This window comes from Pseudogulbenkiania sp. AW2-16 (assembly GCF_056824575.1).
The window spans coordinates 910,285-931,389 of sequence record NZ_CP157668.1 but is presented as its reverse complement, the minus strand read 5'-3'; the positions used below and the strand labels follow the sequence as shown (position 1 = coordinate 931,389).

19 protein-coding genes and 1 pseudogene are annotated in these 21,105 nt (G+C 66.9%); 12 read left to right on the top strand and 8 right to left on the bottom strand.

The annotated features are described in order from the left end of the window. Nucleotides 1–67: 67 nt before the first annotated feature. From bioF to ABKF58_RS04515, 7 genes are all read left to right on the top strand, one after another. Nucleotides 68–1,216 (top strand): 8-amino-7-oxononanoate synthase, encoded by a 1,149-nt coding sequence (bioF, locus tag ABKF58_RS04545; RefSeq protein ID WP_482583532.1) that lies wholly within the window; start codon nt 68–70, stop codon nt 1,214–1,216. Nucleotides 1,217–1,280: 64 nt separating this feature from the next. Further along, nucleotides 1,281–4,115: an EAL domain-containing protein gene (locus ABKF58_RS04540; RefSeq protein ID WP_232503507.1), complete on the top strand. Its 2,835-nt coding sequence runs from the start codon at nt 1,281–1,283 to the stop codon at nt 4,113–4,115. 97 nt (nt 4,116–4,212) lie between these two features. After that, the gene (locus tag ABKF58_RS04535; RefSeq protein WP_482583531.1) at nt 4,213–4,869 is read left to right on the top strand and encodes a class I SAM-dependent methyltransferase; all 657 of its coding nucleotides are present in this window, start codon (nt 4,213–4,215) and stop codon (nt 4,867–4,869) included. A gap of 23 nt (nt 4,870–4,892) precedes the next feature. Beyond that, nucleotides 4,893–5,657: a pimeloyl-ACP methyl ester esterase BioH gene (gene bioH / locus ABKF58_RS04530; RefSeq protein WP_482583530.1), complete on the top strand. Its 765-nt coding sequence runs from the start codon at nt 4,893–4,895 to the stop codon at nt 5,655–5,657. Next, the gene (gene bioC / locus ABKF58_RS04525) at nt 5,654–6,568 is read left to right on the top strand and encodes a malonyl-ACP O-methyltransferase BioC (protein ID WP_482583528.1); all 915 of its coding nucleotides are present in this window, start codon (nt 5,654–5,656) and stop codon (nt 6,566–6,568) included. Before bioH ends, bioC begins: the two co-directional genes overlap by 4 nt. A 61-nt stretch (nt 6,569–6,629) precedes the next feature. Next, nucleotides 6,630–7,541 carry a patatin-like phospholipase family protein gene (locus ABKF58_RS04520; RefSeq protein WP_482583527.1) on the top strand — a complete coding sequence of 304 codons (912 nt, stop codon included), beginning with the start codon at nt 6,630–6,632 and terminating at the stop codon, nt 7,539–7,541. A gap of 130 nt (nt 7,542–7,671) precedes the next feature. Beyond that, on the top strand, nt 7,672–8,328 hold the full coding sequence (locus tag ABKF58_RS04515; protein ID WP_014085599.1) for a glutathione S-transferase family protein: 657 nt from the start codon (nt 7,672–7,674) through the stop codon (nt 8,326–8,328). 95 nt (nt 8,329–8,423) lie between these two features. Here the strand turns inward: ABKF58_RS04515 and dinB are convergent, their stop codons facing one another. The 5 genes and pseudogenes from dinB to ABKF58_RS04490 form a co-directional block, all read right to left on the bottom strand. Continuing rightward, the gene (dinB, locus tag ABKF58_RS04510; protein ID WP_482583525.1) at nt 8,424–9,365 is read right to left on the bottom strand and encodes a DNA polymerase IV; all 942 of its coding nucleotides are present in this window, start codon (nt 9,363–9,365) and stop codon (nt 8,424–8,426) included. Continuing rightward, on the bottom strand, nt 9,362–9,493 hold the full coding sequence (locus ABKF58_RS04505) for a Y-family DNA polymerase (RefSeq protein ID WP_482583523.1): 132 nt from the start codon (nt 9,491–9,493) through the stop codon (nt 9,362–9,364). Before ABKF58_RS04505 ends, dinB begins: the two co-directional genes overlap by 4 nt. A 19-nt stretch (nt 9,494–9,512) precedes the next feature. Then, nucleotides 9,513–9,818, bottom strand: coding sequence for an Rdx family protein (locus ABKF58_RS04500; protein ID WP_040652943.1), 306 nt, complete (start codon nt 9,816–9,818; stop codon nt 9,513–9,515). A 278-nt stretch (nt 9,819–10,096) separates the two neighbouring features. Continuing rightward, nucleotides 10,097–12,626 (bottom strand): annotated as a pseudogene (locus tag ABKF58_RS04495) (bifunctional diguanylate cyclase/phosphodiesterase). A 489-nt stretch (nt 12,627–13,115) separates the two neighbouring features. Further along, nucleotides 13,116–13,574 (bottom strand): copper chaperone PCu(A)C, encoded by a 459-nt coding sequence (locus ABKF58_RS04490; protein WP_482583522.1) that lies wholly within the window; start codon nt 13,572–13,574, stop codon nt 13,116–13,118. A 153-nt stretch (nt 13,575–13,727) separates the two neighbouring features. Between ABKF58_RS04490 and ABKF58_RS04485 the strand changes: the two genes are divergently transcribed. The 5 genes from ABKF58_RS04485 (at nt 13,728) to ABKF58_RS04465 (ending at nt 17,253) form a co-directional block, all read left to right on the top strand. Beyond that, nucleotides 13,728–14,375, top strand: a complete 648-nt coding sequence (locus tag ABKF58_RS04485; protein ID WP_482583521.1) for a MarC family NAAT transporter — start codon at nt 13,728–13,730, stop codon at nt 14,373–14,375. Between the two features lie 130 nt (nt 14,376–14,505). Further along, a complete protein-coding gene (locus tag ABKF58_RS04480) occupies nt 14,506–15,360 on the top strand; it encodes an AraC family transcriptional regulator (protein WP_014085604.1) in 855 nt (284 codons plus the stop codon). 43 nt (nt 15,361–15,403) lie between these two features. Continuing rightward, complete coding sequence (locus tag ABKF58_RS04475; RefSeq protein WP_482583519.1) at nt 15,404–16,105, top strand: AzlC family ABC transporter permease; 702 nt, start codon at nt 15,404–15,406, stop codon at nt 16,103–16,105. After that, nucleotides 16,102–16,416: an AzlD domain-containing protein gene (locus ABKF58_RS04470; protein WP_008954684.1), complete on the top strand. Its 315-nt coding sequence runs from the start codon at nt 16,102–16,104 to the stop codon at nt 16,414–16,416. Before ABKF58_RS04475 ends, ABKF58_RS04470 begins: the two co-directional genes overlap by 4 nt. Before the next feature lie 291 nt (nt 16,417–16,707). Further along, entirely contained in the window at nt 16,708–17,253 is a 546-nt protein-coding gene (locus ABKF58_RS04465) for a hypothetical protein (RefSeq protein ID WP_482583517.1), read from the top strand. A 259-nt stretch (nt 17,254–17,512) separates the two neighbouring features. Here ABKF58_RS04465 and rodA read toward each other — a convergent pair whose 3' ends face one another. The 3 genes from rodA to mreD are packed head-to-tail and all read right to left on the bottom strand — an operon-like array spanning nt 17,513 to nt 21,103. Next, nucleotides 17,513–18,607 (bottom strand): rod shape-determining protein RodA, encoded by a 1,095-nt coding sequence (rodA, locus tag ABKF58_RS04460; protein ID WP_482583516.1) that lies wholly within the window; start codon nt 18,605–18,607, stop codon nt 17,513–17,515. Beyond that, a complete protein-coding gene (gene mrdA / locus ABKF58_RS04455) occupies nt 18,588–20,585 on the bottom strand; it encodes a penicillin-binding protein 2 (protein WP_482583515.1) in 1,998 nt (665 codons plus the stop codon). Before mrdA ends, rodA begins: the two co-directional genes overlap by 20 nt. Before the next feature lie 14 nt (nt 20,586–20,599). Beyond that, nucleotides 20,600–21,103 carry a rod shape-determining protein MreD gene (mreD, locus tag ABKF58_RS04450; RefSeq protein WP_008954688.1) on the bottom strand — a complete coding sequence of 168 codons (504 nt, stop codon included), beginning with the start codon at nt 21,101–21,103 and terminating at the stop codon, nt 20,600–20,602. Between the last annotated feature and the right edge of the window lie 2 nt (nt 21,104–21,105).

Here is a 21,105-nt window from a genome sequence, read left to right as displayed (position 1 = left end):
CAACGTTGGCCGAAGCCGTGCGGGTCGGATCCCGCCGCCTTCGGCCATGCCTTTATATGGAGTTGCCATGCAGCCACAGCAACTGTCCGCCGCCCTGGCGGAACTGGACGCCAGCCACAGCCGGCGGACCCGGCTCACGCTGGAGAGTCCGCAGGGGCCGCTGATCCATGTCGACGGGCGCGATTACCTGGCGTTCGCCAGCAACGATTACCTGGGGCTGGCCAACCACCCGGCGCTGATCGAGGCGACCCGTGAAGGTCTCGCGCGCTGGGGGCTGGGCGGCGGCGCCTCGCATCTGGTGGCCGGGCATTTCGGCGTGCACCAGCAGGCCGAGGACGAACTCGCCGCCTTTGTCGGCACCCCGGCCGCATTGCTGTTCGGCTCCGGCTATGCCGCCAACCCGGCGGTGATCACCAGCCTCATGGGGCGCGACGACGCAGTGTTCGCCGACCGCCTCAACCACGCCTCGCTGAACGATGCCTGCCTGTTGTCCCGCGCTGCCTTCAAACGTTTCCGCCACAACGATCTCGACCATCTGGAAAGCCTGCTCAAGAGCACGCCGGCCAAGAGCCGGCTGATCGCGGTCGACGCGGTGTACAGCATGGACGGCGACGAGGCGCCGCTCGCCGAGCTGCTGACGTTGGCCGAGCGCTACGACGCCTGGCTGTATCTGGACGATGCGCACGGCTTCGGTGTGTTCGGCGACGGCCGCGGCAGCATGGCGGAGCAGGGGATCGCCAGCGAGCGGGTGATCTATATGGCCACGCTGGGCAAGGCCGCCGGCGTCGCCGGCGCCTTCGTTGCCGGCTCGACCGAGCTGATCGACTGGCTGGTCAACAAGGCGCGGACCTATATCTTCACCACCGCCCAGCCGCCGGCCTTGGCCGAGGCGGTACGGGCCAGTCTGGGGCTGATTGCCGGCGAGCCGTGGCGACGCGAGCGACTCGTACAGCATATAAAAATGCTACGGCATACCCTTTCTGGTGTTAAATATCCATTACACGCTTCCCGCAGTCCGATCCAGCCGCTTATGATAGGCGGCAACGAGCAGGTCATGACATTATCCGCCCGCTTGCGCGAGGCGGGTCTGTGGGTGCCGGCGATCCGCCCGCCCACCGTGCCGGAAGGGAGCGCCCGATTGCGGATTTCGCTGTCGGCCGCGCACGAGGCCGGACAGGTGCAGCGTCTGGCTGAGGCCATCGTCGCCATGTCATGAGGTTTTAGGGGGCGCCTGCCGTGTTTTGCCGGATATCCCGGCCGATACCTACTACGATAATGACATGAATAGCACGGTAGACTATCTCTATGCGCCGCAGGCTGCCGCCGAGGCGGCCCTGGCCCTGTTAGGCGTGCACCAGCGTCCGCTGCAGGTGGCGGTCTGGGCCAAGGTCGGCACGGTGTGGCAATGCTTGGCTTGGCGCGGTGCCGTCGACGGGTTGGTGTCCCCCGATGAGCTGCAGCGGGGACGGCTGCCAGGGCCCGATGGCGGGGCCGAGCCGCTGAAGAGCGGCGGCGAGCTGTTGGGCTGGCTGATCTGGCGCGGTCCGCGCCCGGACAACTGGTCTCCCGTGGCGCTGTTGCTCACCGGCCACTTGCTGGCCGCGCGCTTGCATTCGGATCAGGCCATCTCCCGCATCACCCACGAGACCATGCTCGAGATGAGCCGGCTGGCCAGTGAATGCGCCAGTCTGGAGGCTTTCCTGCCGGGCCTGCACCGTCTCCTCGGGCGCCTGCTGGATGCCCGCAACTTCTATATTGCGCTGTTGGACGAACAGGCCAACGCGCTCAGTTTTCCGCTCTATGCCGATCTGCGCGAGCCGGCCAGCGAGTGGCCGCAGCCGGAGCAGCGCTTCCCGATGGGTGGCCAGCCGCCGTCGCTCACCGCTTATCTGATGGCCGGCGGCAAACCGCTGGTGCTGTCGCGGCGCATGCTGGAAACCCTGCAGCAGAATGGTGATCTCCAGATTCATGGGCCGGTGCCGGAGAGCTGGATGGGGGTGCCGCTGAACAATATCGCCGGCCAGCCGATTGGCGCGGCGGCGCTGCAAAGCTACCAGGCGGGACACAGCTACAGCCCGACCGAGCAGTCACTGTTCCAGTTCGTCGCGCTGCATATCGGCCACGTGCTGGCGCGCGTGATGGTGCGCAACCAGCTGGAACAGCAGGTGTGGTTGCGCACCTGCGAGCTGGAAGGAGCCAACACCCGGCTGCGCAACGAAGTCGCCGAACGCCAGCTGGCCGAGAAGCGTCAGGGCGTGCTGTTCCTGATCGCTGAGTTGTCCAATACTAGCCTGTCGCTGGAGGCCTTCCTGGGCGGTGTGCACCGCCTGCTGGGAGAGTTGCTGCCGGCGCGCAATTGCCTGGTGGCGCTGTACGACAAAGATCACGACCTGATTTCCTTCCCCTACTATCAGGACGAGCGCTGCCCGTCGCACAAGGCGCGCAAGCCCGGCAAGGGCTACATCGAGCAGGTGCTGTACAGCGGCCAGGCGCTGCAGGTGAACTCCTCGCGCGCCAGCGGCGATGACGCCACGCTGCCGCGCAGCTGGCTGGGGGTGCCGCTCTACCACGGCCACGAACTGCTCGGCGTGCTGGCGGTGCAGAGCTACGACGAACAGGTCCAGTATGGTTTCCGCGAGCAGGAGCTGCTGGAGTTCGTCGCCAACAACATCGGCGCCGCGCTGGCGCGCATCCATGCCATGGAAGCGCTGCAGGCGGCCTACCTGGAGCTGGAAGAGCGGGTGCGCGAGCGCACCAGCGAGCTCGACGCCGCCAATGCCCAGCTCGAGTTCGACAGCCTGCACGACCCGCTCACCAAGCTGCCCAACCGCACCTACTTCGCGCGCGCTCTGCGCCGCAGCTGGGAGGCCTACGTCAACGGCAGCGGCGAGCGCTTCGCGGTGCTGTTCATCGACCTCGACCGCTTCAAGCTGGTCAACGATACGCTGGGCCACCTCGCCGGCGACCACCTGCTGTTCGAGGCCGGCGCGCGCATCCGCAGCTGCCTGCGCCACAGCGATTTCGTGGCGCGGCTGGGGGGCGACGAGTTCGCCGCGCTGCTGTTCGGCATCGAGGCGCCCGGCTGCGAGCAGACCGCGCGCATGATCGTGGGCGAGTTCGATCGCCCGGTGGTGCTGATGGGGCGGGAGGTGTTCACCACCGCCAGCGTCGGCGTGGTGATCGCCGACAAGTCCTACTATCAGCGCTCGGAAGACGTGCTGCGCGACGCCGACCACGCCATGTACCGCACCAAGCAGCAGGGGCGCCACGGCTACACCCTGTTCAACCATGAGCTGCGCCTCAACCAGGCCGACCAGCTGGCGCTGGAGTCGGAGCTGCGCCGCGCGCTGGAGGTGGACGACCAGCTCACGCCGTTCTTCCAGCCCTTTATCGACGCCCGCAGCGGTGCGCTGCAGGGCTTCGAGGCCCTGGTGCGCTGGCAGCACCCGACGCGCGGCCTGATCTCCCCGGCCATCTTCCTGCCCATGGCCGAGGAGAGCGGCCTGATCATGCGTGTCGACCGCTACATGATCGAGGCCGCGGCGCGCCAGTTGCGCCAGTGGATGGACGAAGGGCGGCTGACCGACGAGGTGTCGCTGCACATCAACCTGTCTTCGGCCAACTTCCACGACCCGGAGCTCTTGAACTGGATGCAGGCGCTGATCCGGCGTTACGCGTTGCCGGCCGGCATGCTGCATCTGGAAGTGACGGAAAGCGCGCTGATCGACGTACCGGACGTGGCGGCCGAGGTGATCCAGGGGCTGCACGACATGGGCGTACGGCTGGCTCTGGACGATTTCGGCACCGGCTATTCGGCGCTGTCCTATCTGCACCGCTACCATTTCGACGTGCTCAAGATCGACCAGTCCTTCGTCGCCGACCTCGACCAGAAGCAGGAGTCGGCCGCCATCGTGCGTGCCATCCTGGCGTTGGCCGAAGCGCTCGACCTGGACGTGGTGGCCGAGGGGGTGGAAACCGGCATGCAGTTGCGCACGCTGCGCGACATGGGCTGCAGCAAGCTGCAGGGGTTCTACTTCGCCACCCCGGCACCGGCCGCGCGCATCGACTGGGACCGCCTGGCCGGCTTCGCCAGCAGCTTCCGCCAGGTTGCCTGAGCCCGGATGATGATCCGCCACGAGCGTGCAACCGTTCCTCGACCCGCCGTGCAGATGGCCGGGGCGGGACGCTGCGCTTCGGGATGTCGAGCCAGCCATGAGCGGTGAGCCGGAACGCGTCCCCCGGCCGGAGGGCGGCTCCGGGTTTGCCACCCGCTACAACCGCTGGCGCTACAACCTGTACGCGCCGGTCTACGACGGCGTTGTCGCCGCGTTCTTTGCGCCGCGCCGGCGCCGCGCCATTGCGCTGTTGGCACCCCGCCCGGACGAGCGCATCCTGCTGCTCGGGGCCGGCACCGGGCTCGACCTCGACTACCTTCAGGGCTGCCGCCGGCTGAGCGCCATCGACGTCTCCGACGGCATGCTGGCGCGGCTGCGCCGACGGGCCGCCCGGCTCGGGCTCGAGGTGGAAGCAAGCGTGATGGACGGGCAGCGGCTGGCGTTCCCTGACGCCTGCTTCGACGCCGTGATCCTGCACCTGATCTTGGCGGTGATCCCCGACCCAGTGGCCTGCCTGCGCGAAGTCGAGCGCGTGCTCAAGCCCGGCGGGCGCGCCGTGGTGTTCGACAAGTTCCTGGCCGACCGCCAGCGACCCGTCTGGTGGCGCGTGGCGGCCAACCAGCTGACCCGGATCATCGCCACCGACATCAACCGTCAGCTCGGCGTCATCGTCAATCAGACCACTTTGCACATCGAGCATGAGGAATCGGCCGGGATGGGTGGTTTCTTTCGCATCGCACTCTTGCGAAAATAGCGTTTTCCCTCATCTGAGCTCGCATGAGTCTGTACATTGAATCGCTCGGACGCGGCCCGGACGTCGTCATGCTGCACGGCTGGGGCCTGCACGGCGGCGTGTTCAGCCGCGTCGCCGAGCGCCTGGCCGGGCGCTATTGCCTGCATCTGGTCGACCTTCCCGGGCACGGCGCCTCCGCCAGCCGTCATCCCTTCGACGCCGACGACATCGCCGACCTGTTGGCGGCGCAGTTCCCCTGGCCGGTGCACGTGGTCGGCTGGTCGCTCGGCGGCCTGCTGGCCCAGCACTGGGCGGCGCGCCACCCCGAGCAGGTGAAGAGCCTGGCGCTGATCGCCAGCAGCCCGCGTTTCGTCAAGCAGGATGGCTGGCCGCACGCCCAGGAGAAGAAAGCCATCGAGGGCGTCGGCGCCAGCCTCGATAGCGCTTTCGAGCTGACCCTGGAGCGTTTTCTGGCGCTGCAGATGCTGGGCGCGCCGGGCGCCCGCGACACGCTCAAGGCGCTGCGCGAGGAACTGTTCGCGCACGGTCGGCCGCAGGGCCTGCTGCCGGCGCTGGAACTGCTGCTGATGGCCGACGCGCGCGCGCTGGCGCCGCGCATCCACTGCCCGGTCGGGCTGTTCTTTGGCGCCAAGGATGCCATCACCCCGATCGGTGCCGGGCGCTGGCTGGCCGAGACGCTGGCCGACGCCACCCTTTACGAATTCCCGCAGGCCTCGCACGCCCCCTTCCTGTCGCACGAGGAAGAGTTCGTGGCGCGGCTTGCCGCCCACCTGGACCAACACGCATGAGTGAAGCGTTTTATACCGACAAGTCCCGCGTGCGCGCCGCCTTCGAGCGCGCCGCGCCGAGTTACGACTCGGCCGCGGTGCTGCAGCGCGAGGTGTCGGACCGCATGGCGGCCCGCCTCGACTACATCAAGTTCAGTCCCAAGGTGATCCTCGACGCCGGCAGCGGCACCGGCTACGGTACGGCCGAGCTGCGTCGCCGCTATCCCGAGGCGCGCGTGATCGAACTCGATCTCGCCGCCACCATGCTGCAAGCCTCGCGCGAGAAGCAACAGGCGGGCGGCGGCCTGCTGGGTAAGCTGTTCAAGCGTGCCCAACCGTGGCAGTTGTGCGCCGACGTCGAATGCCTGCCGCTGGCCGACGCCAGCGTCGACATGATCTGGTCCAACCTGGCGATCCAGTGGGTCAACATTCCGGACGGCGTGTTCGCCGAATTCCAGCGCGTGCTCAAGCCGGAAGGCATGCTGATGTTCTCGACGCTGGGGCCGGACACGCTGTTCGAGCTGCGCCAGTCCTTCGCCGGCGTGGACGGCGCCACCCACGTCAACCAGTTCATCGACATGCACGATCTGGGTGACGCACTGCTCAAGAGCGGTTTCGCCGAGCCGGTGATGGACATGGACAAGATCGTGCTGACCTACCCGCGGGTACGCGACGTGATGCAGGACCTGAAGGCCATCGGCGCACACAACGCCACCGCCGGGCGCGGGCGCGGTCTGATGGGCAAGCACAGCTGGCAGAAGGTCGAGGCGGCGTACGAGCTGCGCCGCCAGGACGGCGCTTTGCCGGCCACTTACGAAGTGGTGTACGGCCACGCCTGGAAGGGTGAAACCAAGAAGAAGGCCAATCAGCTGCCGGATGGCCGCCAGGTGATCGAGTTCATGAAACCCGGCGCGCGTCCGGGCGTCAAATAGGGCGGTCTCTGTGTTTGCCGGGCGGCGTGGCCGCCCGTTTGTTTTGGATATGAGGTAAAGGATGATTGCACGTCGAACCCCGTTCCGGCTCGTGCCACTGCTGGCGCTGGTCACCTTGAGTGCCTGCTCCGTGGTGGGGCCGGCCAAGCCCGGGGTCGCCGTGCCGGCCAAGCCCCTGCCCAGGCCGAAAATCGCCCTGGCACTCGGCGGTGGCGCGGCCAAGGGCTTTGCCCATATCGGCGTGATCAAGGTGCTCGAATCGCACGGCATCGTGCCCGACATCGTCACCGGCACCAGTGCCGGGAGCGTGGTGGGCAGCCTGTACGCCGCCGGTTACAACGGCCTGCAGCTGCAGAGCATGGCGATCAAGCTGGACGAGAGCAATCTGACCGATTTCACCCTGTCCACCAGCGGTTTCATCAAGGGCGACAAGCTGGCCGCCTTCGTCAACCAGGCCGTGGGCAACCGGCCGCTGGAAAAACTGGGCAAGCCGTTCGGCGCGGTGGCCACCGAGCTCGACAGCGGCCAGCGCGTGGTGTTCCGCCAGGGCAACACCGGCCAGGCGGTGCGCGCCTCGGCCAGTATTCCCAATGTGTTCCTGCCGGCCCTGATCGCCGGCAAGCGCTACGTCGACGGCGGTCTGGTCAGCCCGGTACCGGTCAGCGCGGCGCGCGAGATGGGGGCCGACTTCGTCATCGCGGTGGACATTTCCGCCCGGCCACGCGCCGGTTCGGCCACCGGCTTCCTGTCGATCTTCGACCAGAGCATCAACATCATGAACGTTACCGCGCTGGCGCAGGAGCTGAAGCAGGCCGACGTGGTGATCCGGCCACAGGTGCAAAACATGGGGTCGACCTCGTTCGAAGATCGCCACCAGGCGATCCTGGAGGGCGAAAAGGTGGCGTTGCAGGCCTTGCCGCTGATCCAGAAGCTGGTGCAGCAGAAGTCGGTGGCGATGGCGGCCGCCCGCTGAGGGCGGTGGGGTGGCGTACGCGGCTCGCCCGTCTGGGCAAATGGCTTCATAATGACTTCTGCATGGCCGCGGTCGCGGCCATGGGCATCACTGCCGTTCCCACGCGCCCGCCCGACGACAGGAGAATCCGATGATCACGCTCTACGGTGTCGCCCTCTCTCCGTATTACAACAAGGTAAAGATCGCCCTGATCGAAAAAGGGGTGAACTTTCGCGAGCAGCCCGCCGCGCCGACGCAGACCCCCGAGGTGCTGGCGTTGAGCCCGATGGGCAAGATTCCCTACGTCGATATCAACGGCCACGCCCTGGCCGAATCCGGCGCCATCCTGGAGTGGCTGGAAGACGCCTACCCGACCGCTGCGCTGTTGCCGCCGACGCCCAATGGCCGGGCTCACGCGCGTGAGCTGGCGCTGTTGCTGGAGCATTACGTGCTGACGCCGGCCAAGCCTTTGTTCGACCATGTGCTGTTTGGCTCCGCGCTGGGCGAGGCCGAGCGCGAGCGCGCCGGTGGCGCCATCGAGTCCGGCATTGCCGCCGTGATGCGTCGTGCGCGGCTGACCCCGTGGCTGAGTGGGGCCGAGTTCAGTCATGCCGACATCAGCGCCGCCGCGCTGCTGCCGTCGGTGTCGCTGGCGTGCCGCCGCACGCTCCAGCGCGACCCGGTGCAGGCGGTGCCGGAGCTGGCGGCCTACCTGACGGCGCTGGCGCAGCGCCCGAGCGTGGCACGCACCTGGCAGGAGCGCGACGTCGCCGTCGCCGCGTTCCAGGACGCACGGCAGGCCGGCTGAGCCCATACCATCCCACTTCCCGCTGGGCCGCCGTGTCCGGGCGGCTCGACCCTTGGGTGGTTCGGCTTCGGCCAACCCTGGCCTGCTGAGCCGGCCTACTCGCCGCCGTGGAACAGCGCCAGCTGGCGCTGTTCGGTGTCGTCCGCGGCGAGCCGCACGCCCACCCCCAGCAATCTGACCGGTTGCGCCCCGCGGGCGTGGCCGACCTGCAGCAATGCCGCCAGCGTGTCGCGACTCAGTTGCTGGCCCGCCTGCTCCACCGTGGTCTGGCTGAAGTCGGCAAACTTGAGCTTGACGCTCAGGCCGCGGAACGCGGGCTGGCCAGCACGCTCCAGGCGATGCGCCGGGCGCTCCAGCAGTTCCGGCAATTTGGCCAGGCAGGCATCGAGGTCGGGCAGGTCCACCGCGTAGGTTTCCTCCACGCTGATCGATTTGCGCAAACGTTCGATGCTGACCGGGCGTGGGTCGATGCCTCGTACCAGGGCGTGCAGGCGCTCGCCGAAGCGGCCGAAGTGACGCACCAGTTCCGCCAGTTCCCAGCCGCGCACGTCTTCACAATGCCGCACCCCGAGCGCGTGCAGACGTGACGCGGTGACGGCACCGACACCGGGAATCTTCTCCACCGGCAGGGCGCGGACGAAGGCGTCGACGTCCTCGGGCCGGATCACGAACTGGCCGTCCGGCTTGTTCCAGTCGCTGGCGACCTTGGCCAGGAACTTGTTGGGAGCGATGCCGGCCGAGGCGGTGATGCCGACCTCGTCACGGATGCGGCTGCGGATCGCTTCGGCCATCAGCGAGGCGCTGCCCTGGCAGTGCGGCCGGCCGCTGACGTCGAGGTAGGCCTCGTCCAGCGACAGCGGTTCGATCAGTTCGGTGAAATCCTGATAGATCGCCAGGATCTGCTGGCTGGCCGTCTTGTAGCGTGCGAAGTCGGGGGGGACGATCAACAGCCGTGGGCACAGATGCAGCGCGCGCGCCGACGACATCGCCGAGTGCACGCCGTAGCGTCGCGCCAGGTAATTGCAGGTGGCGATCACGCCGCGGCTGTCGGGCTGCCCCCCACTGCCAGCGGGATGTCGCGCCAGGCGGGCTGGTCGCGCATCTCGACTGCGGCGAAGAAGCAGTCGCAGTCGACGTGGATGATCTTGCGTTGCGGCAGGGCCATGCTGCGGCCAACCTCGCTTTCAGAGCGGCGGGGTCGGTACGGCGTCGCTGTGGCCGAGCGATTTGTCCGGGGCGACACGGTCGCGTACCCGCTGCTTCAGTTCCTTGATGTCGGGAAAGCCGCCGTCGGCCTTGCGGTCCCACAGTTGCTCGCCGTCGAGGGTGATGCGGAACACGCCGCCCGAGCCCGGCTGGAGCGCCACTTCGGCCAGTTCCTTCTCGAAGGTGGTCAGCAGTTCCTGAGCCATCCACGCGGCGCGCAGCAGCCAGCGGCAGCCGGTACAGTACTGGATGGCAAGGCGGGGGAGTCGATCCGGGGTCGTCATGGTGGGCGTATCGGGGTGATGGAATACGCCATACAGCATAGCGGAAAGTGCTGTCTTCAAGGAGGGGAAGCCGCCGGTCCCGCGAGTCGCTTTATTGTATGACGGGCCCTTGGGGCCCGCTCCTCCATCTTAGACTTCTGTCGGGTGCAAACTTGACGCTGCGGTATATGTGGGGACCGGCGGTTTTGATTCCCTCGGCGAGTGTGCCCATTAATGGGGCATCGGTAAAGCGAAATGGCCTTTCGACATTTTTTGTTGCACTGCAATGTGTCACATAACTACAACGTTGTCGGCGTTTGCTGGCCGTTCGACACCACTACCGCGTTGTGCGACAGGTAACGGCTCATGGCGTGCTGCTCCAGCGGCTTGCTCAGGTGGAAGCCTTGCGCGTAGTCGCAGCCGATCTCGGCGAGGAAAGCCAGTTGCCGTTCGTTCTCGATGCCTTCGCCGGTGACCATGGCGCCGAGTGAATGCCCCATCGCCACGATCATGCGCACGATGGCGGCGTCCTGGTGGTTGTCCGGTACCTGGTCGAGGAACTGCTTGTCGATCTTGATCTTTTCCGCGGGGAAGCGGCGCAGGTAGCTGAACGAGGCGTAGCCGGTGCCGAAGTCGTCGATCGCTAGGCTCACCCCCAGCGCCTTGAGGCGGCGGATATTGTCTTCGATGCTGCCCGACTGGCGCAGCGCCAGGGTTTCGGTGACTTCCAGCTCCAGCGCCGAGGGGGAGGTGGGCGGTGGCCAGGATGCCCGCGACCAGGTCGGCGAAGTGCGGGTCTTCCAGTTGCAGCAGCGAGACGTTGACCGAGATGGTGAACTCCGGCTGCCCACCCTGCCGCCACTTGGCGGTCTGCTGACAGGCTTCGCGCAGCGCCCACTCGCCGAGCGGCACGATCACGCCGCTGTCTTCGGCCAGCGGGATGAACTCGCCGGGGGAGATGAAGCCGTGCTCGGGGTGGTGCCAGCGCAGCAGCGCCTCGGCGCCGCGCGTGCGGCGGGTTTTCAGGTCGTGGTAGGGCTGGTAGCAGAGGAACAGCTGGTGCGTGCCGATGGCCTGGCGCAGTTCGTTGATTAGCAGGTGGCGGCGGTGCCAGTCGGTGCTCATGTCTTCGTGGAAGCGCACCCAGCCACCCTGGATCGAACTGCGCGAGATTTGCATCGCCAGCTCGGCGTGTTCCAGCAGGCGCAACGGTTCCTTGCTGTCCTGCGGCGACAGCGCCAGTCCGGCACTGACGCGCACGCCGATCAGCTGGGCGTTGACGTCGAGCGGCAGGTTGAGCGTTTCGTTGATGGCGGTGACGCGGCGGTTGATGTTGCTCTCGTCCTTGCCCAGCAGGATCAGGCAGAAGCGGTTTTCCGCCACCCGTGCCACCAGTTCGCCCGGCTCGGCCAGGCGCGCCAGGCGCTCGCACAGCAACAGGATGACCTGGTCGCCGGTGTCGTGGCCGTACAGCTCGTTGAGGTTGGGAAGGGCGTCCAGCGCCAGGATCAGGCAGCCGAACACCGGGTTCTCGCTACGATTCTGTGCCAGTTCGTCGAGCTGCATCAAGAGCCGGGCCCGGTTGGGCAAGCCGGTGAAGCGGTCGTAGTAGGCGTGGCGATGCAGTTCGCCCTCGGCCTGCAGCCGTGCGCCCGATTCCATCATCAGCGCCACCACGTCGGCGCTGGAGCAGACGAAGTTGATCTCGTCGGGGTGCCAAGTCTCGCGCTTGTTGCGGTCTTCCACGCAGATCACCCCGTAGTGGGTGCCGGCCAGCGTGACGGCCGCGTCCAGCATCGAGCAGACGGTGTGTTCCAGCAGGTAGTCGCGCATGCTGGCCGGGCGCGGATCGCTGGTGGCGTGGCTGGCACTGAGGTAGCGCTCCCGGTGCAGCGCAGAGAAATAGTCGGGATGGGCGGAGAAGTGCAGCAAGGCACCGGCGAAGTGGTGGTCGGCGTCGCGGTCGATGCCGATCAGGCACTCCAGCTCCTGGAGATCGGGTTGGTAGCGCCAGACGCTGACGCGGGAGACGTCTAGGGTGGCAGCCAGTTTCTGGCACAGCAACTTCAGGTAGGCGTCGAGCGGGTCGCTCTTGTTCTCGCGTTCGGCAACCAGTTCGCGCAGCACTTGCCCCTGGCTGATCAGGCGCGCGGTGGTGCGCTGGTGGCGCAGCGTCAGCTGGCGCGATACCCGCAGCAGCAGCAGCGCGATGGCGATCAGCACCACCAGCAACAGCAGCGCGCGCGGCAGCAGTGCCGTTTGCAGACGGTTGCCTGGCAGCTCCTGCTGCCAGGTGAGGTAAGCCAGTGTCTGCCCTTCGGGACCTTGAACCGCGAGCGCCCCGGGGGGCTTGGCGGCGGCGGAGAAGTCGACCTGCAATTGCTCCAGGCGCAGATCGCCGGCGATGTCTTCCAACTGGGCGGGGCCGATGTCCTTGGCGAACAGCAGGTAGCGCGCCGGGAGGGCGGCGTCCGGTTCCGTGGTTTCCGGCACGATGCGCTGCAGCGCCAGCATCAGCAGACGCGGTTCGGTCTGGTGGGTGAGCGGGTTGGGGGCGGTGTCGCGGAAAAACGTGGTGGGGTAACCTTCGTTGCCGAGCGGCTCGAAGCGGGCGGCCATCTGTACCAGGTGCTGCCATTGCCGGGCGCTGAACGGCAGCGTCAGGTTTGGCGTTTCCTCGATGGCGCCGTTGCGCACGGCGTACAGTGGCTTGCCCTGGGCATCGGTGATGACGCCGAGCTGGATATCGAGGGTGCGGTAGATCGATCCGGTGAGGTTGGTGCGCAGCCAGGCGATATTGAGAGAGGGGCCGCTGACCGCGTGGTACATGTCGTCCCAGGCGTTGTATTCCGTCAGGTTGTGGCCCAGCGTGTTGCGTTGTTTGAGCAGGTTGCGCTCGAGCAGTTCGCCGGTCAGCTGGAGATAGCCCCGATCGCTTTGCGCGATGGTGCTGTCCAGCAGGCGCCAGGTGCCGACCAGCCCCAGTACCATGAGCAGCGTCATGAGCAGGGTCGGGTTGCCTAAAGCGTGTGCTAGTCGCATCAGCAGGCGTCGCAGCATGAATATCCACTCTTGATGTGTAAGCACATGTGAATAATAAGACGCTTTTATTTAACAGTAAAAGCGGTTTTTACCCGATTTGGCTTCATGATCAGCGCAATGTCATTTTTTTGACACGTTGACTGTAGCAGGGCGACCCGGGAGGGGCGAGCGAAGGTGGCGGGTCGGGCCGCGGGCGATGGGGGGAGGAGGGGGCATGTCGGGACACGGCCGGAGCGTCGGACGCCGTGCGGGCGCCGCGACGCGGTGGGATGCTGTTCAGGGGGTGGGCATCAGGCCTTCTTCGATCTTGACCTCGACCTCGATCGTGCCGGCGCGGGCGAAGCGTAGCGTCAGAGGGAAGCGTTCGCCGGCCTTGAGCGGCGCGGTGAGCCCCATCAGCATGATGTGCGTCCCGCCCGGGGCCAGCGCGATGCCACGGCCGGGGGGCAGTTCTATCCCTTCGGGCAGCGCGCGCATGCGCATGATGCCGTGATCGTTGAGGTTCTGGTGCAATTCGGCACTGGCGGCGCGCGGGGTGCTGACCGCGAGCAGGCGGTCGGCGGTCTTGCCCTGGTTGTCGAGCTTCAGGTAGACCGCACCGCTGCTCATCATGGCCGGCATGGCGCGGCTCCACGGGTGGCCGATATGCACTGTGCCGAGCACGTAGTGATGGGCCAGTGCCGGCAGGGCGAGCAGGCCGAGAAGGAGGGCGGTCAGGATGCGGAGGTGTTTCATGACGGGTATGGGTGCGGTCTCGAAGAACGAACCGTAGCATAGCGCCGACCGGGCGTGGCTGCGACAGATTGCCGCAGTGGCGTGCCACGTTGCGCTGGCAAGCCGACCGCAAGCGGGTAGAATGGCGACCCCCGATATCCCCGGCTGTTTTCCATGCTGAAAGACCTGTATCTGCAGTTTCTGTTTGGCGGCCTGATCAGTCTGATCACCATCACCAACCCGCTGTCGAAGATTCCGTTATTCATCACGCTGACGCGCGACATGAGCGACGAGGGGCGGGCGCATCATGCGCGGCGCGCCTGCCTGTTCGCCGCCGGCATCATGCTGGTGTCGCTGCTGGCCGGCAACCTGATCCTGGCGCTGTTCGGCATTTCCTACGGCGCCCTGCGTATCGCCGGCGGTCTGGTGGTGGCGGTGCTGGGGTACCGCATGCTGTTCCTGTCGCAGGACCCGGGCATGGCGCCCAAGACCTCGGACGGCAAGGAGGATTACGCCTTCTTCCCGCTGGCCATGCCCGGCATCAGCGGGCCGGGGACCATCGCCGTGGTGATCGGCATCGCCACCGAGATCGCCGAATTGCACGGCGTGCCGGCCAAGGCGCTGGCGATGGCGATGACGGTGCTGGCCATCGTCCTGACCTGCCTCGGCACCTGGCTGGTGTTGCGCTCCTCGACGCTGATCGCCGAGAAGCTGGGCCGTTCCGGGCGCGAGGTGATGACGCGGCTGATGGGCTTCTTGCTGATCTGCGTCGGCGTGCAGTTCATCGGCTCGGGGGTGCGCACCTTCCTCGCCGGCTCCTGAGCCGGCGCGCCGGGCATCACGACCACCCCGTCCGCCGGCGGGGTTTTTTGTCGCCGCCCGTCGCGGTTTCGGCCTGTCGCGTTGGCGCGCTTGCCGTCATAATCGACGTATCGTTCCCGACGTCCCCGCCATGAGTCATTCCGCCGCCGAGTACGCCCGTTTTTTCCGCGCCGACGACATCGCGCCGCTGGAGTGCCTGGACGCACGCTACGTCGAGCATGTGTTTGCACCGCATTTCCACGAGGAATACGTGGTCAACACCCTGATCCAGGGCTCCCAGCGCTATCACTACCACGGCAGCGCACATCAGGCCGGGCGCGGTCAGCTGATCGTGATCAATCCGGGCGAGGTGCACACCGGCGAGGCGGGCGAGGAGAATGGTTGGGCCTATCGTGGTTTCTATCCGTCGGCGGCCTTCATGCGCCGGCTGGCGCAGGAAATCAGCGGCCGCGCCGATGCGGTGCCGTATTTCCGGGCCACCGTGCTGCACGACGCCGATCTGGCCGAGCGGCTCAATCAGCTGCATCTGCTGCTGAGTTCGAGCCAGGACCGGCTGCAGCGCGAGTCGGCGCTGTACGCGGTGTTCTCGACGGTGCTGCGGCGGCACATGAGCGTCGCCAGCCAGCCCTTGGCATCGCACCCGGTCGCGGTGGAGCGGGTACGGGCGCTGCTGGCCGACCGCCTGGCGGACAACCTGTCGCTGCAGCAGCTGGCGGACGCCGTCGAGCTGTCGCCCTATCATCTGAATCGTCTGTTCCGGCAGCACCTCGGCCTGCCGCCGGTGGCGTGGCGCAACCAGCTCAGGGTGGCGCGGGCGCGCACGCTGCTGGGGCGCGGCTGGCGACCGTCCGATGCCGCCGCCGAGTTGGGCTTCGCCGACCAGGCGCATCTGACGCGGGCTTTCCGCCATGCGCTGGGCGTGACCCCGGCAGCCTACCAGCGTGCCGTCGGCGCAAGATCGTTCAAGACCGGCAACGACGCCTGAGCCAGACTGGGCACGTCACCCACTTTTCTCGCGGCCCCCTCCGATGAAACCTTTCGCTCTGCTCCTGGCCGGCGCCCGCGACAGCCTGCCGATGCTGGTCGGCGCCGCGCCGTTCGGCGTCATCTTCGGCACGCTGGCGGTCGGTGCCGGGCTGTCGGCCGGCGCCACGCTGGCGATGTCGGCCTTCGTCTTCGCCGGCTCCTCGCAGTTCGTCGCGGTCAGCCTGATCGGCGCCGGCGCGGCTCTGCCGGTGATCTGGCTCACCACCTTCGTCGTCAACCTGCGCCACGCGCTGTACAGCGCCACGCTGCTGCCCTACGCGCGCGACTGGAGCGCCCGCTGGCGCTGGCCGCTGGCGTTCTGGCTCACCGACGAGACCTTCGCCGTGGTGGAACACCGCTTCCGTTCGCAGGGGGCGGCTGGCGGGCAGTGGTACCAGCTCGGCTCCTCGCTGGCGATGTACCTCAACTGGTTCCTGTGGAGCGTGGTGGGGGTGTGGCTCGGCAAGACGGTGCCGGGTCTGGCGGGCTGGGGGCTGGACTTCGCCATGGTGGCGACCTTTACCGCCATCGTCGCGCCGCAGCTGAAAAAGCGCCCGGCGCTGGCGGCGGCGACGGCGGCCGGCGCGGTGGCGCTGCTGGCGCGCGGCCTGCCCTACAAGCTCGACCTGATGCTGGCGGCGCTGGTCGGCGTGCTGGCCGGGGTGGCGTGTGAAAGGTTGGCCGAAAGGAGGACGGCAGCATGACGATCTGGCTGACGATTGCCGGCATGGCGCTGCTGACGGTGCTGATCCGCGCCAGTTTCCTGGTGTTCGGCCAACGTTTGAGCTTTCCGGCCTGGCTCAACCGCGCGCTGCACTATGTGCCGGCGGCGGTGTTGACCGCACTGGTGGTGCCGATGGCGCTGGCGCCGCAGGGCACGCTCGACCTGTCGCCGGCCAATCCCTACCTGGTCGGCACGCTGGTGGCCGGCGCGGTGGCGTTGCTGACGCGGCGCACGCTGCTCGCCATCGTGGTCAGCTTCGCGCTGTACGGCGCGCTGCGCTGGCTGGGCTGAGGGCTCGACGCTCGCCGCCGTACGCGGCCTCCCCGCTGGGGAGGCCGCTTTGCTTTGCCTCCCGCGCCGGGAGGGTCGCCTCATTCGATTCCGTGATGAGCAATGGAAAAATTCTAACTTGATGGAATATCACGGACGCGGCTACCCTGTTCGATCGTCCCGCCTTGAACCGGCGGGGGCATGGCGAGGAGGCGAGCAAGGCGGGGTCGGCCGTGACCGGGATGCCGAGTTGGTCGGGGCGCGCGGGATGGACTGGTCCAAGCTCTCTACGGGGCAACGAGGAAGACGGGCATGAGCAAACTACTGACTTTTTTCACCGAGCGGGTGCACAGCCTGTATTTCAGCGGCTTCCCGATTCATCTCTCCGAACAGGGCGAGTTTTTCGGCACCTTCATCAAGCACCGCCTGGCAAGCCGCTTCCAGCCGCAGGAGGATGGCAGCGCCGTTGCCATGACGCAGTGCCTGAGCCCGGCCGGGCACACCATCGAGATCGAGCGCTTGCTGGGCCTGTGCCAGGCCAGCCAGTCGCCGCTGGTGCTGGACCGTTTCGTGCGCGTCATCCACCTGCTCAATTACCTGCGGCTGGATTGTCCATGGCACACGCTGTACCTGCCGGTGTCGCTGACCCTGGTGGCCGGGGTGGAAGCCGAGCACGGCAAGGTGTTCCGCGACATCCTCAACCGTCTTGGGCTGGAACAGCGTTTCGGCATCCTGCTGCCGGAGGCGTTGCGCCAGCAGCCGGAGCGACTGGCGGCCATTGGCGGCAACTACCGTCGTCACGGCTTCGCCACGGCGCTGGCCGGCGTGGATGGTCAACTACTGCCGCTGGAGGGCTGAGGCGGCACCAGATTGCTGACAAATCCTCTCTTACGTAGCAAGGCTCCCTGGCAGGGCAAGGGCGGGTCGCGTGCGAATCCATCGCTGGGCCAATCTCTGCGTGCAAATCTTCGATTTGCTCAGCGATGGATTGGCACGCAGGGATGCGCTCAGCGGAGGATGGGGAATGAATGGGTAGGCTGCGGAATCAAATACCTGGGTGGAGAGGCCCGGCTTAGCCGGGTCCTGTAAAAACCTCCCAGCACACGTTGCCGGCAGCCTAGCGCCGCGTGTTGCCGATGCTCATCAGCATGCCGAGCCCCAGCATCAGCGTCAGGGTGGCGGTGCCGCCGTAGGAAACCAGCGGCAGCGGGACGCCGACCACCGGCAGGATGCCGGCCACCATGCCCATGTTGACGAAGGCGTAGACGAAGAACGACATGGTGATGGTGCCGCCCATCAGGCGGCCGTACAGGGTCTGGGCGCGCGCCGTGATCATCAGGCCGCGGCTGACGATCAGCAGGTAGAGCACCACCAGGATGACGTTGCCGACCAGACCGAACTCCTCCGAGTACACCGCGAAGATGAAGTCGGTGGTGCGCTCCGGGATGTAGTCGAGGTGGGTCTGGGTGCCGTTGAGCCAGCCCTTGCCGAACGGCCCGCCCGAGCCGATGGCGATCATCGACTGGATGATGTGGTAGCCGGCGCCGAGCGGGTCTTCCATCGGGTCGATCAGGGTCAGCACGCGCTTCTTCTGGTAGTCGTGCATCAGGTTCCACACCACCGGCAGGCTGGCGGCAAACGCCACCGCGCCGCCGATCAGCACCTTCCACGACAATCCGGCGAAGTACAGCACGAAGAAGCCGGCCGCCATGATCAGCGTGGCAGTGCCGAGGTCGGGCTGCTTGAGCACCAGTCCGCCGGGAATCACGATCAGCACCATGGCGGCTAGGTAATGCCACCAGCGCAGGCTCAGCTCGAAACGCTGGAAGAACCACGCCACCATCATCGGCAGCGCGATCTTCATGATCTCCGATGGCTGGATGCGGGTGATGCCGAGTTCCAGCCAGCGCGTCGAGCCGTTCACCGTCACCCCCTTGAAATGCACCGCCAGCAGCAGCAGCACCCCGAGCGCGTACAGCGGCGGTGCGAAGTTCATGATCGACTGCGGACGCATGCGCGCCGCGCCCCACATCACCACCAGGCCCAGCACGGTGTAGACCAGCTTGTTGTCGATCTTGTCGAAGCTCTGGTTCGAGGCCGAGTACAGCACCAGCATGCTGAGCACGAACACCAGGCCGAGGAACAGCATCAGCCAGCCGTCCAGCGGTTCGCGCACGAACTGCCAGATTCGTTTAAGGAGCGGGGTTTGCATCGTGGCCCTCCTGCTCTTCGGCGGCGCGCTCGGCTTGGGCCCGGGCAATCTCCGCCGCGCTGCGGGTTTCCGTCTTCACCGTCTGCAGCTGGCCGGACAGGTCGGCCGGCACCTTGCCGGTGAGGTAAAAATCGGTCAGGGCGCGCGCGATCGGGGCCGCCGCGGCAGCACCGAAACCGGCGTTCTCGACGATCACCGCCAACGCGATCTTGGGCGCCTCGACCGGGGCAAAGGCGACGAACCAGGAGTGGTCGCGGTAGCGTTCGGCCAGCGCGCCGGCGTTGTACTTGGCGCCCTGCTTGATCTGCACCACCTGCGCCGTGCCGGTCTTGCCGGCCATGGTGTAGGGCAGGTTGACGCCGATGCGCGCCGCGGTGCCGCCGGGCTGCAGCACGGCCTGCATGCCGCGCTTCACGTACTCGAAATGGGCCGGCTTGAACGCCGGGCGCCGCACCGGGTTGGTATTGATCGGGGTGGCCTTGGCGTGCCGATCGTCCACCACCTGCTGCACCAGGTGCGGCTTGAACATCGCGCCGTCGTTGGCCAGGGTGGCGACGCCGTTGGCCATCTGCAGCGGGGTGTAGGCGTTGAAGCCCTGGCCGATGCCGATGCTGACCACGTCGGCGGGATACCAGCGCCCCACCTCCGGGCGGTACTTGGCGAAGCGCTTGGCCTTCCATTCCTTGGAGGGCAGCACCCCGGCGGCCTCGCCGTCGAGGTCGATGCCGGTCTTGCTACCCAGTCCGAACTGCGCCACCACCGGATGGATGCGGTCGATTCCCATATCCCACGCCAGCTTGTAGAAGAAGGTGTCGCTCGATACCTGGATCGCCTTGGCCAGGTTGACCATGCCGTTGCCGGAGGGTTTGGAGTCGCGGAACTGGTGGCTGCTGCCGGGCAGGGTGAAGTAGCCCGGCGCTGGGCGGATGTCGTTGGGGCCGATGGCGCCGGTCTCCAGCGCCGCCATCGCCATGAACGGCTTGAAGGTGGAGCCGGGCGGGTAGAGACCGCGCAACGCGCGGTTGACCAGCGGCTTCTCCCAGTTTTCGTTCAGCTCTTTCCAGGTCTGGCTGTCGATGCCGTCGATGAACAGCGAAGGATCGAAGCCGGGCTTGGACAGGAAGGCCAGCACGCCGCCGTCGCGCGGGTCGATCGCCACCAGCGCGCCGCGGCGCTTGCCGAACAGCTTGTCGGCGAGCTCCTGCAGGCGGATGTCGAGCGCCAGGTGCAGGCTCTGGCCGTTGATCGGCGGGGTGCGGCGCAGGGTGCGGATGGCGCGCCCGCCGGCGTCGGTTTCCATTTCCTCGAAGCCGACGGTGCCGTGCAGCTGGGTCTCGTAGGTGTATTCCAACCCGGTCTTGCCGATATAGGTGGTGCCGCGGTAGTTGGTGGTCTGATCGTCCTCTTCCAGCCGCTCCACGTCCTTGGTGTTGATGCGGCCGATATAGCCCAGCACGTGGCTGGTCAGCTCCTTGAACGGGTAGTCGCGGAACAGCCGCGCTTTGACCTCCACCCCGGGGAAGCGCCAGGCGTGCGCCGCCATGCGGGCGGCTTCCTCCTCGCTCAACTTGGCCTTGAGAGGAATCGCCTCGAAGTTGCGCGATTCCGCGCGCAGCTTCTTGAACAGCTTGAGGTCGCGCGGGGTGACGTTGACCAGCTTGGAGAGCTCGGCCACGGTGGCGTCGAGGTCGGCCATCTTGCTCGGGGTCAGCTCCAGCGTGTAGGCCGAGTAGTTCTGCGCCAGGATCACGCCGTTGCGGTCGACGATGAGGCCGCGGTTGGGCAGGATCGGCACCAGCGAGATGCGGTTGTTCTGGGCCAGCGTCGAGAAATGTTCGTGCTGCATCACCTGCAGCCAGACGAAGCGGCTGATCAGGAGCAGGAACAGCAGCACCATGATGGCGTAGGCCACCACCAGGCGCAGCTGGAACTGGCCTTCTTCCGCCTGGGTGTTCTTGAAACGGGTGGGACGGGACATGCCGGGCGCTACCACTAGACCGAATGCTGCCGGTACGGCAGCAACAGCAGCTTGGTCAGCAGCGGCCACAGCAGCGCGCCGACCAGCGGCGGCAGGAAATAGCTCCAGCCGACGAAGGCGGCGCCGGTGATCATGCGCGCCACCACCATGATGGCCTGGTTGGCCAGCATCAGCGCGAGCACGGCCAGCGCCTGCTGGCCGAGGTTGAACATCACCAGCTGGCGCTGCTGGCGCAAGGCCAGGTAGCTGGTGATCGAATAGGCCAGCGCATGTTGGCCGAACAACCCGGCGGTGGCGGCATCCGCCACCAGCCCCAGCAGGAAGGCGCTGCCGATATTGACGCGGCGCGGCTGGTTGATCACCCAGTACAGCAGCAGCAGCCCGATCAGGTCGGGCAGCCAGCGCGTGGAGCCCGCCGGCAGCGGGATCAGTTCGACCAGCACGGCGATGACGAAGGTCAGGAAGATGAAGCGGCGCTTGACCGGCTTCAGCAGTTCTTTGGGGCGCTCAAACGGCATGG

Bases quoted from the DNA above. Each gene is read 5' to 3' on its own strand.
- bioF (WP_482583532.1), top strand. From the start codon at position 68: ATGCAGCCACAGCAACTGTCCGCCGCCCTGGCGGAACTGGACGCCAGC.
- ABKF58_RS04540 (WP_232503507.1), top strand. From the start codon at position 1,281: ATGAATAGCACGGTAGACTATCTCTATGCGCCGCAGGCTGCCGCCGAG.
- ABKF58_RS04535 (WP_482583531.1), top strand. From the start codon at position 4,213: ATGAGCGGTGAGCCGGAACGCGTCCCCCGGCCGGAGGGCGGCTCCGGG.
- bioH (WP_482583530.1), top strand. From the start codon at position 4,893: ATGAGTCTGTACATTGAATCGCTCGGACGCGGCCCGGACGTCGTCATG.
- bioC (WP_482583528.1), top strand. From the start codon at position 5,654: ATGAGTGAAGCGTTTTATACCGACAAGTCCCGCGTGCGCGCCGCCTTC.
- ABKF58_RS04520 (WP_482583527.1), top strand. From the start codon at position 6,630: ATGATTGCACGTCGAACCCCGTTCCGGCTCGTGCCACTGCTGGCGCTG.
- ABKF58_RS04515 (WP_014085599.1), top strand. From the start codon at position 7,672: ATGATCACGCTCTACGGTGTCGCCCTCTCTCCGTATTACAACAAGGTA.
- ABKF58_RS04505 (WP_482583523.1), bottom strand. From the start codon at position 9,493: ATGGCCCTGCCGCAACGCAAGATCATCCACGTCGACTGCGACTGCTTC.
- ABKF58_RS04500 (WP_040652943.1), bottom strand. From the start codon at position 9,818: ATGACGACCCCGGATCGACTCCCCCGCCTTGCCATCCAGTACTGTACC.
- ABKF58_RS04490 (WP_482583522.1), bottom strand. From the start codon at position 13,574: ATGAAACACCTCCGCATCCTGACCGCCCTCCTTCTCGGCCTGCTCGCC.
- ABKF58_RS04485 (WP_482583521.1), top strand. From the start codon at position 13,728: ATGCTGAAAGACCTGTATCTGCAGTTTCTGTTTGGCGGCCTGATCAGT.
- ABKF58_RS04480 (WP_014085604.1), top strand. From the start codon at position 14,506: ATGAGTCATTCCGCCGCCGAGTACGCCCGTTTTTTCCGCGCCGACGAC.
- ABKF58_RS04475 (WP_482583519.1), top strand. From the start codon at position 15,404: ATGAAACCTTTCGCTCTGCTCCTGGCCGGCGCCCGCGACAGCCTGCCG.
- ABKF58_RS04470 (WP_008954684.1), top strand. From the start codon at position 16,102: ATGACGATCTGGCTGACGATTGCCGGCATGGCGCTGCTGACGGTGCTG.
- ABKF58_RS04465 (WP_482583517.1), top strand. From the start codon at position 16,708: ATGAGCAAACTACTGACTTTTTTCACCGAGCGGGTGCACAGCCTGTAT.
- rodA (WP_482583516.1), bottom strand. From the start codon at position 18,607: ATGCAAACCCCGCTCCTTAAACGAATCTGGCAGTTCGTGCGCGAACCG.
- mrdA (WP_482583515.1), bottom strand. From the start codon at position 20,585: ATGTCCCGTCCCACCCGTTTCAAGAACACCCAGGCGGAAGAAGGCCAG.
- mreD (WP_008954688.1), bottom strand. From the start codon at position 21,103: ATGCCGTTTGAGCGCCCCAAAGAACTGCTGAAGCCGGTCAAGCGCCGC.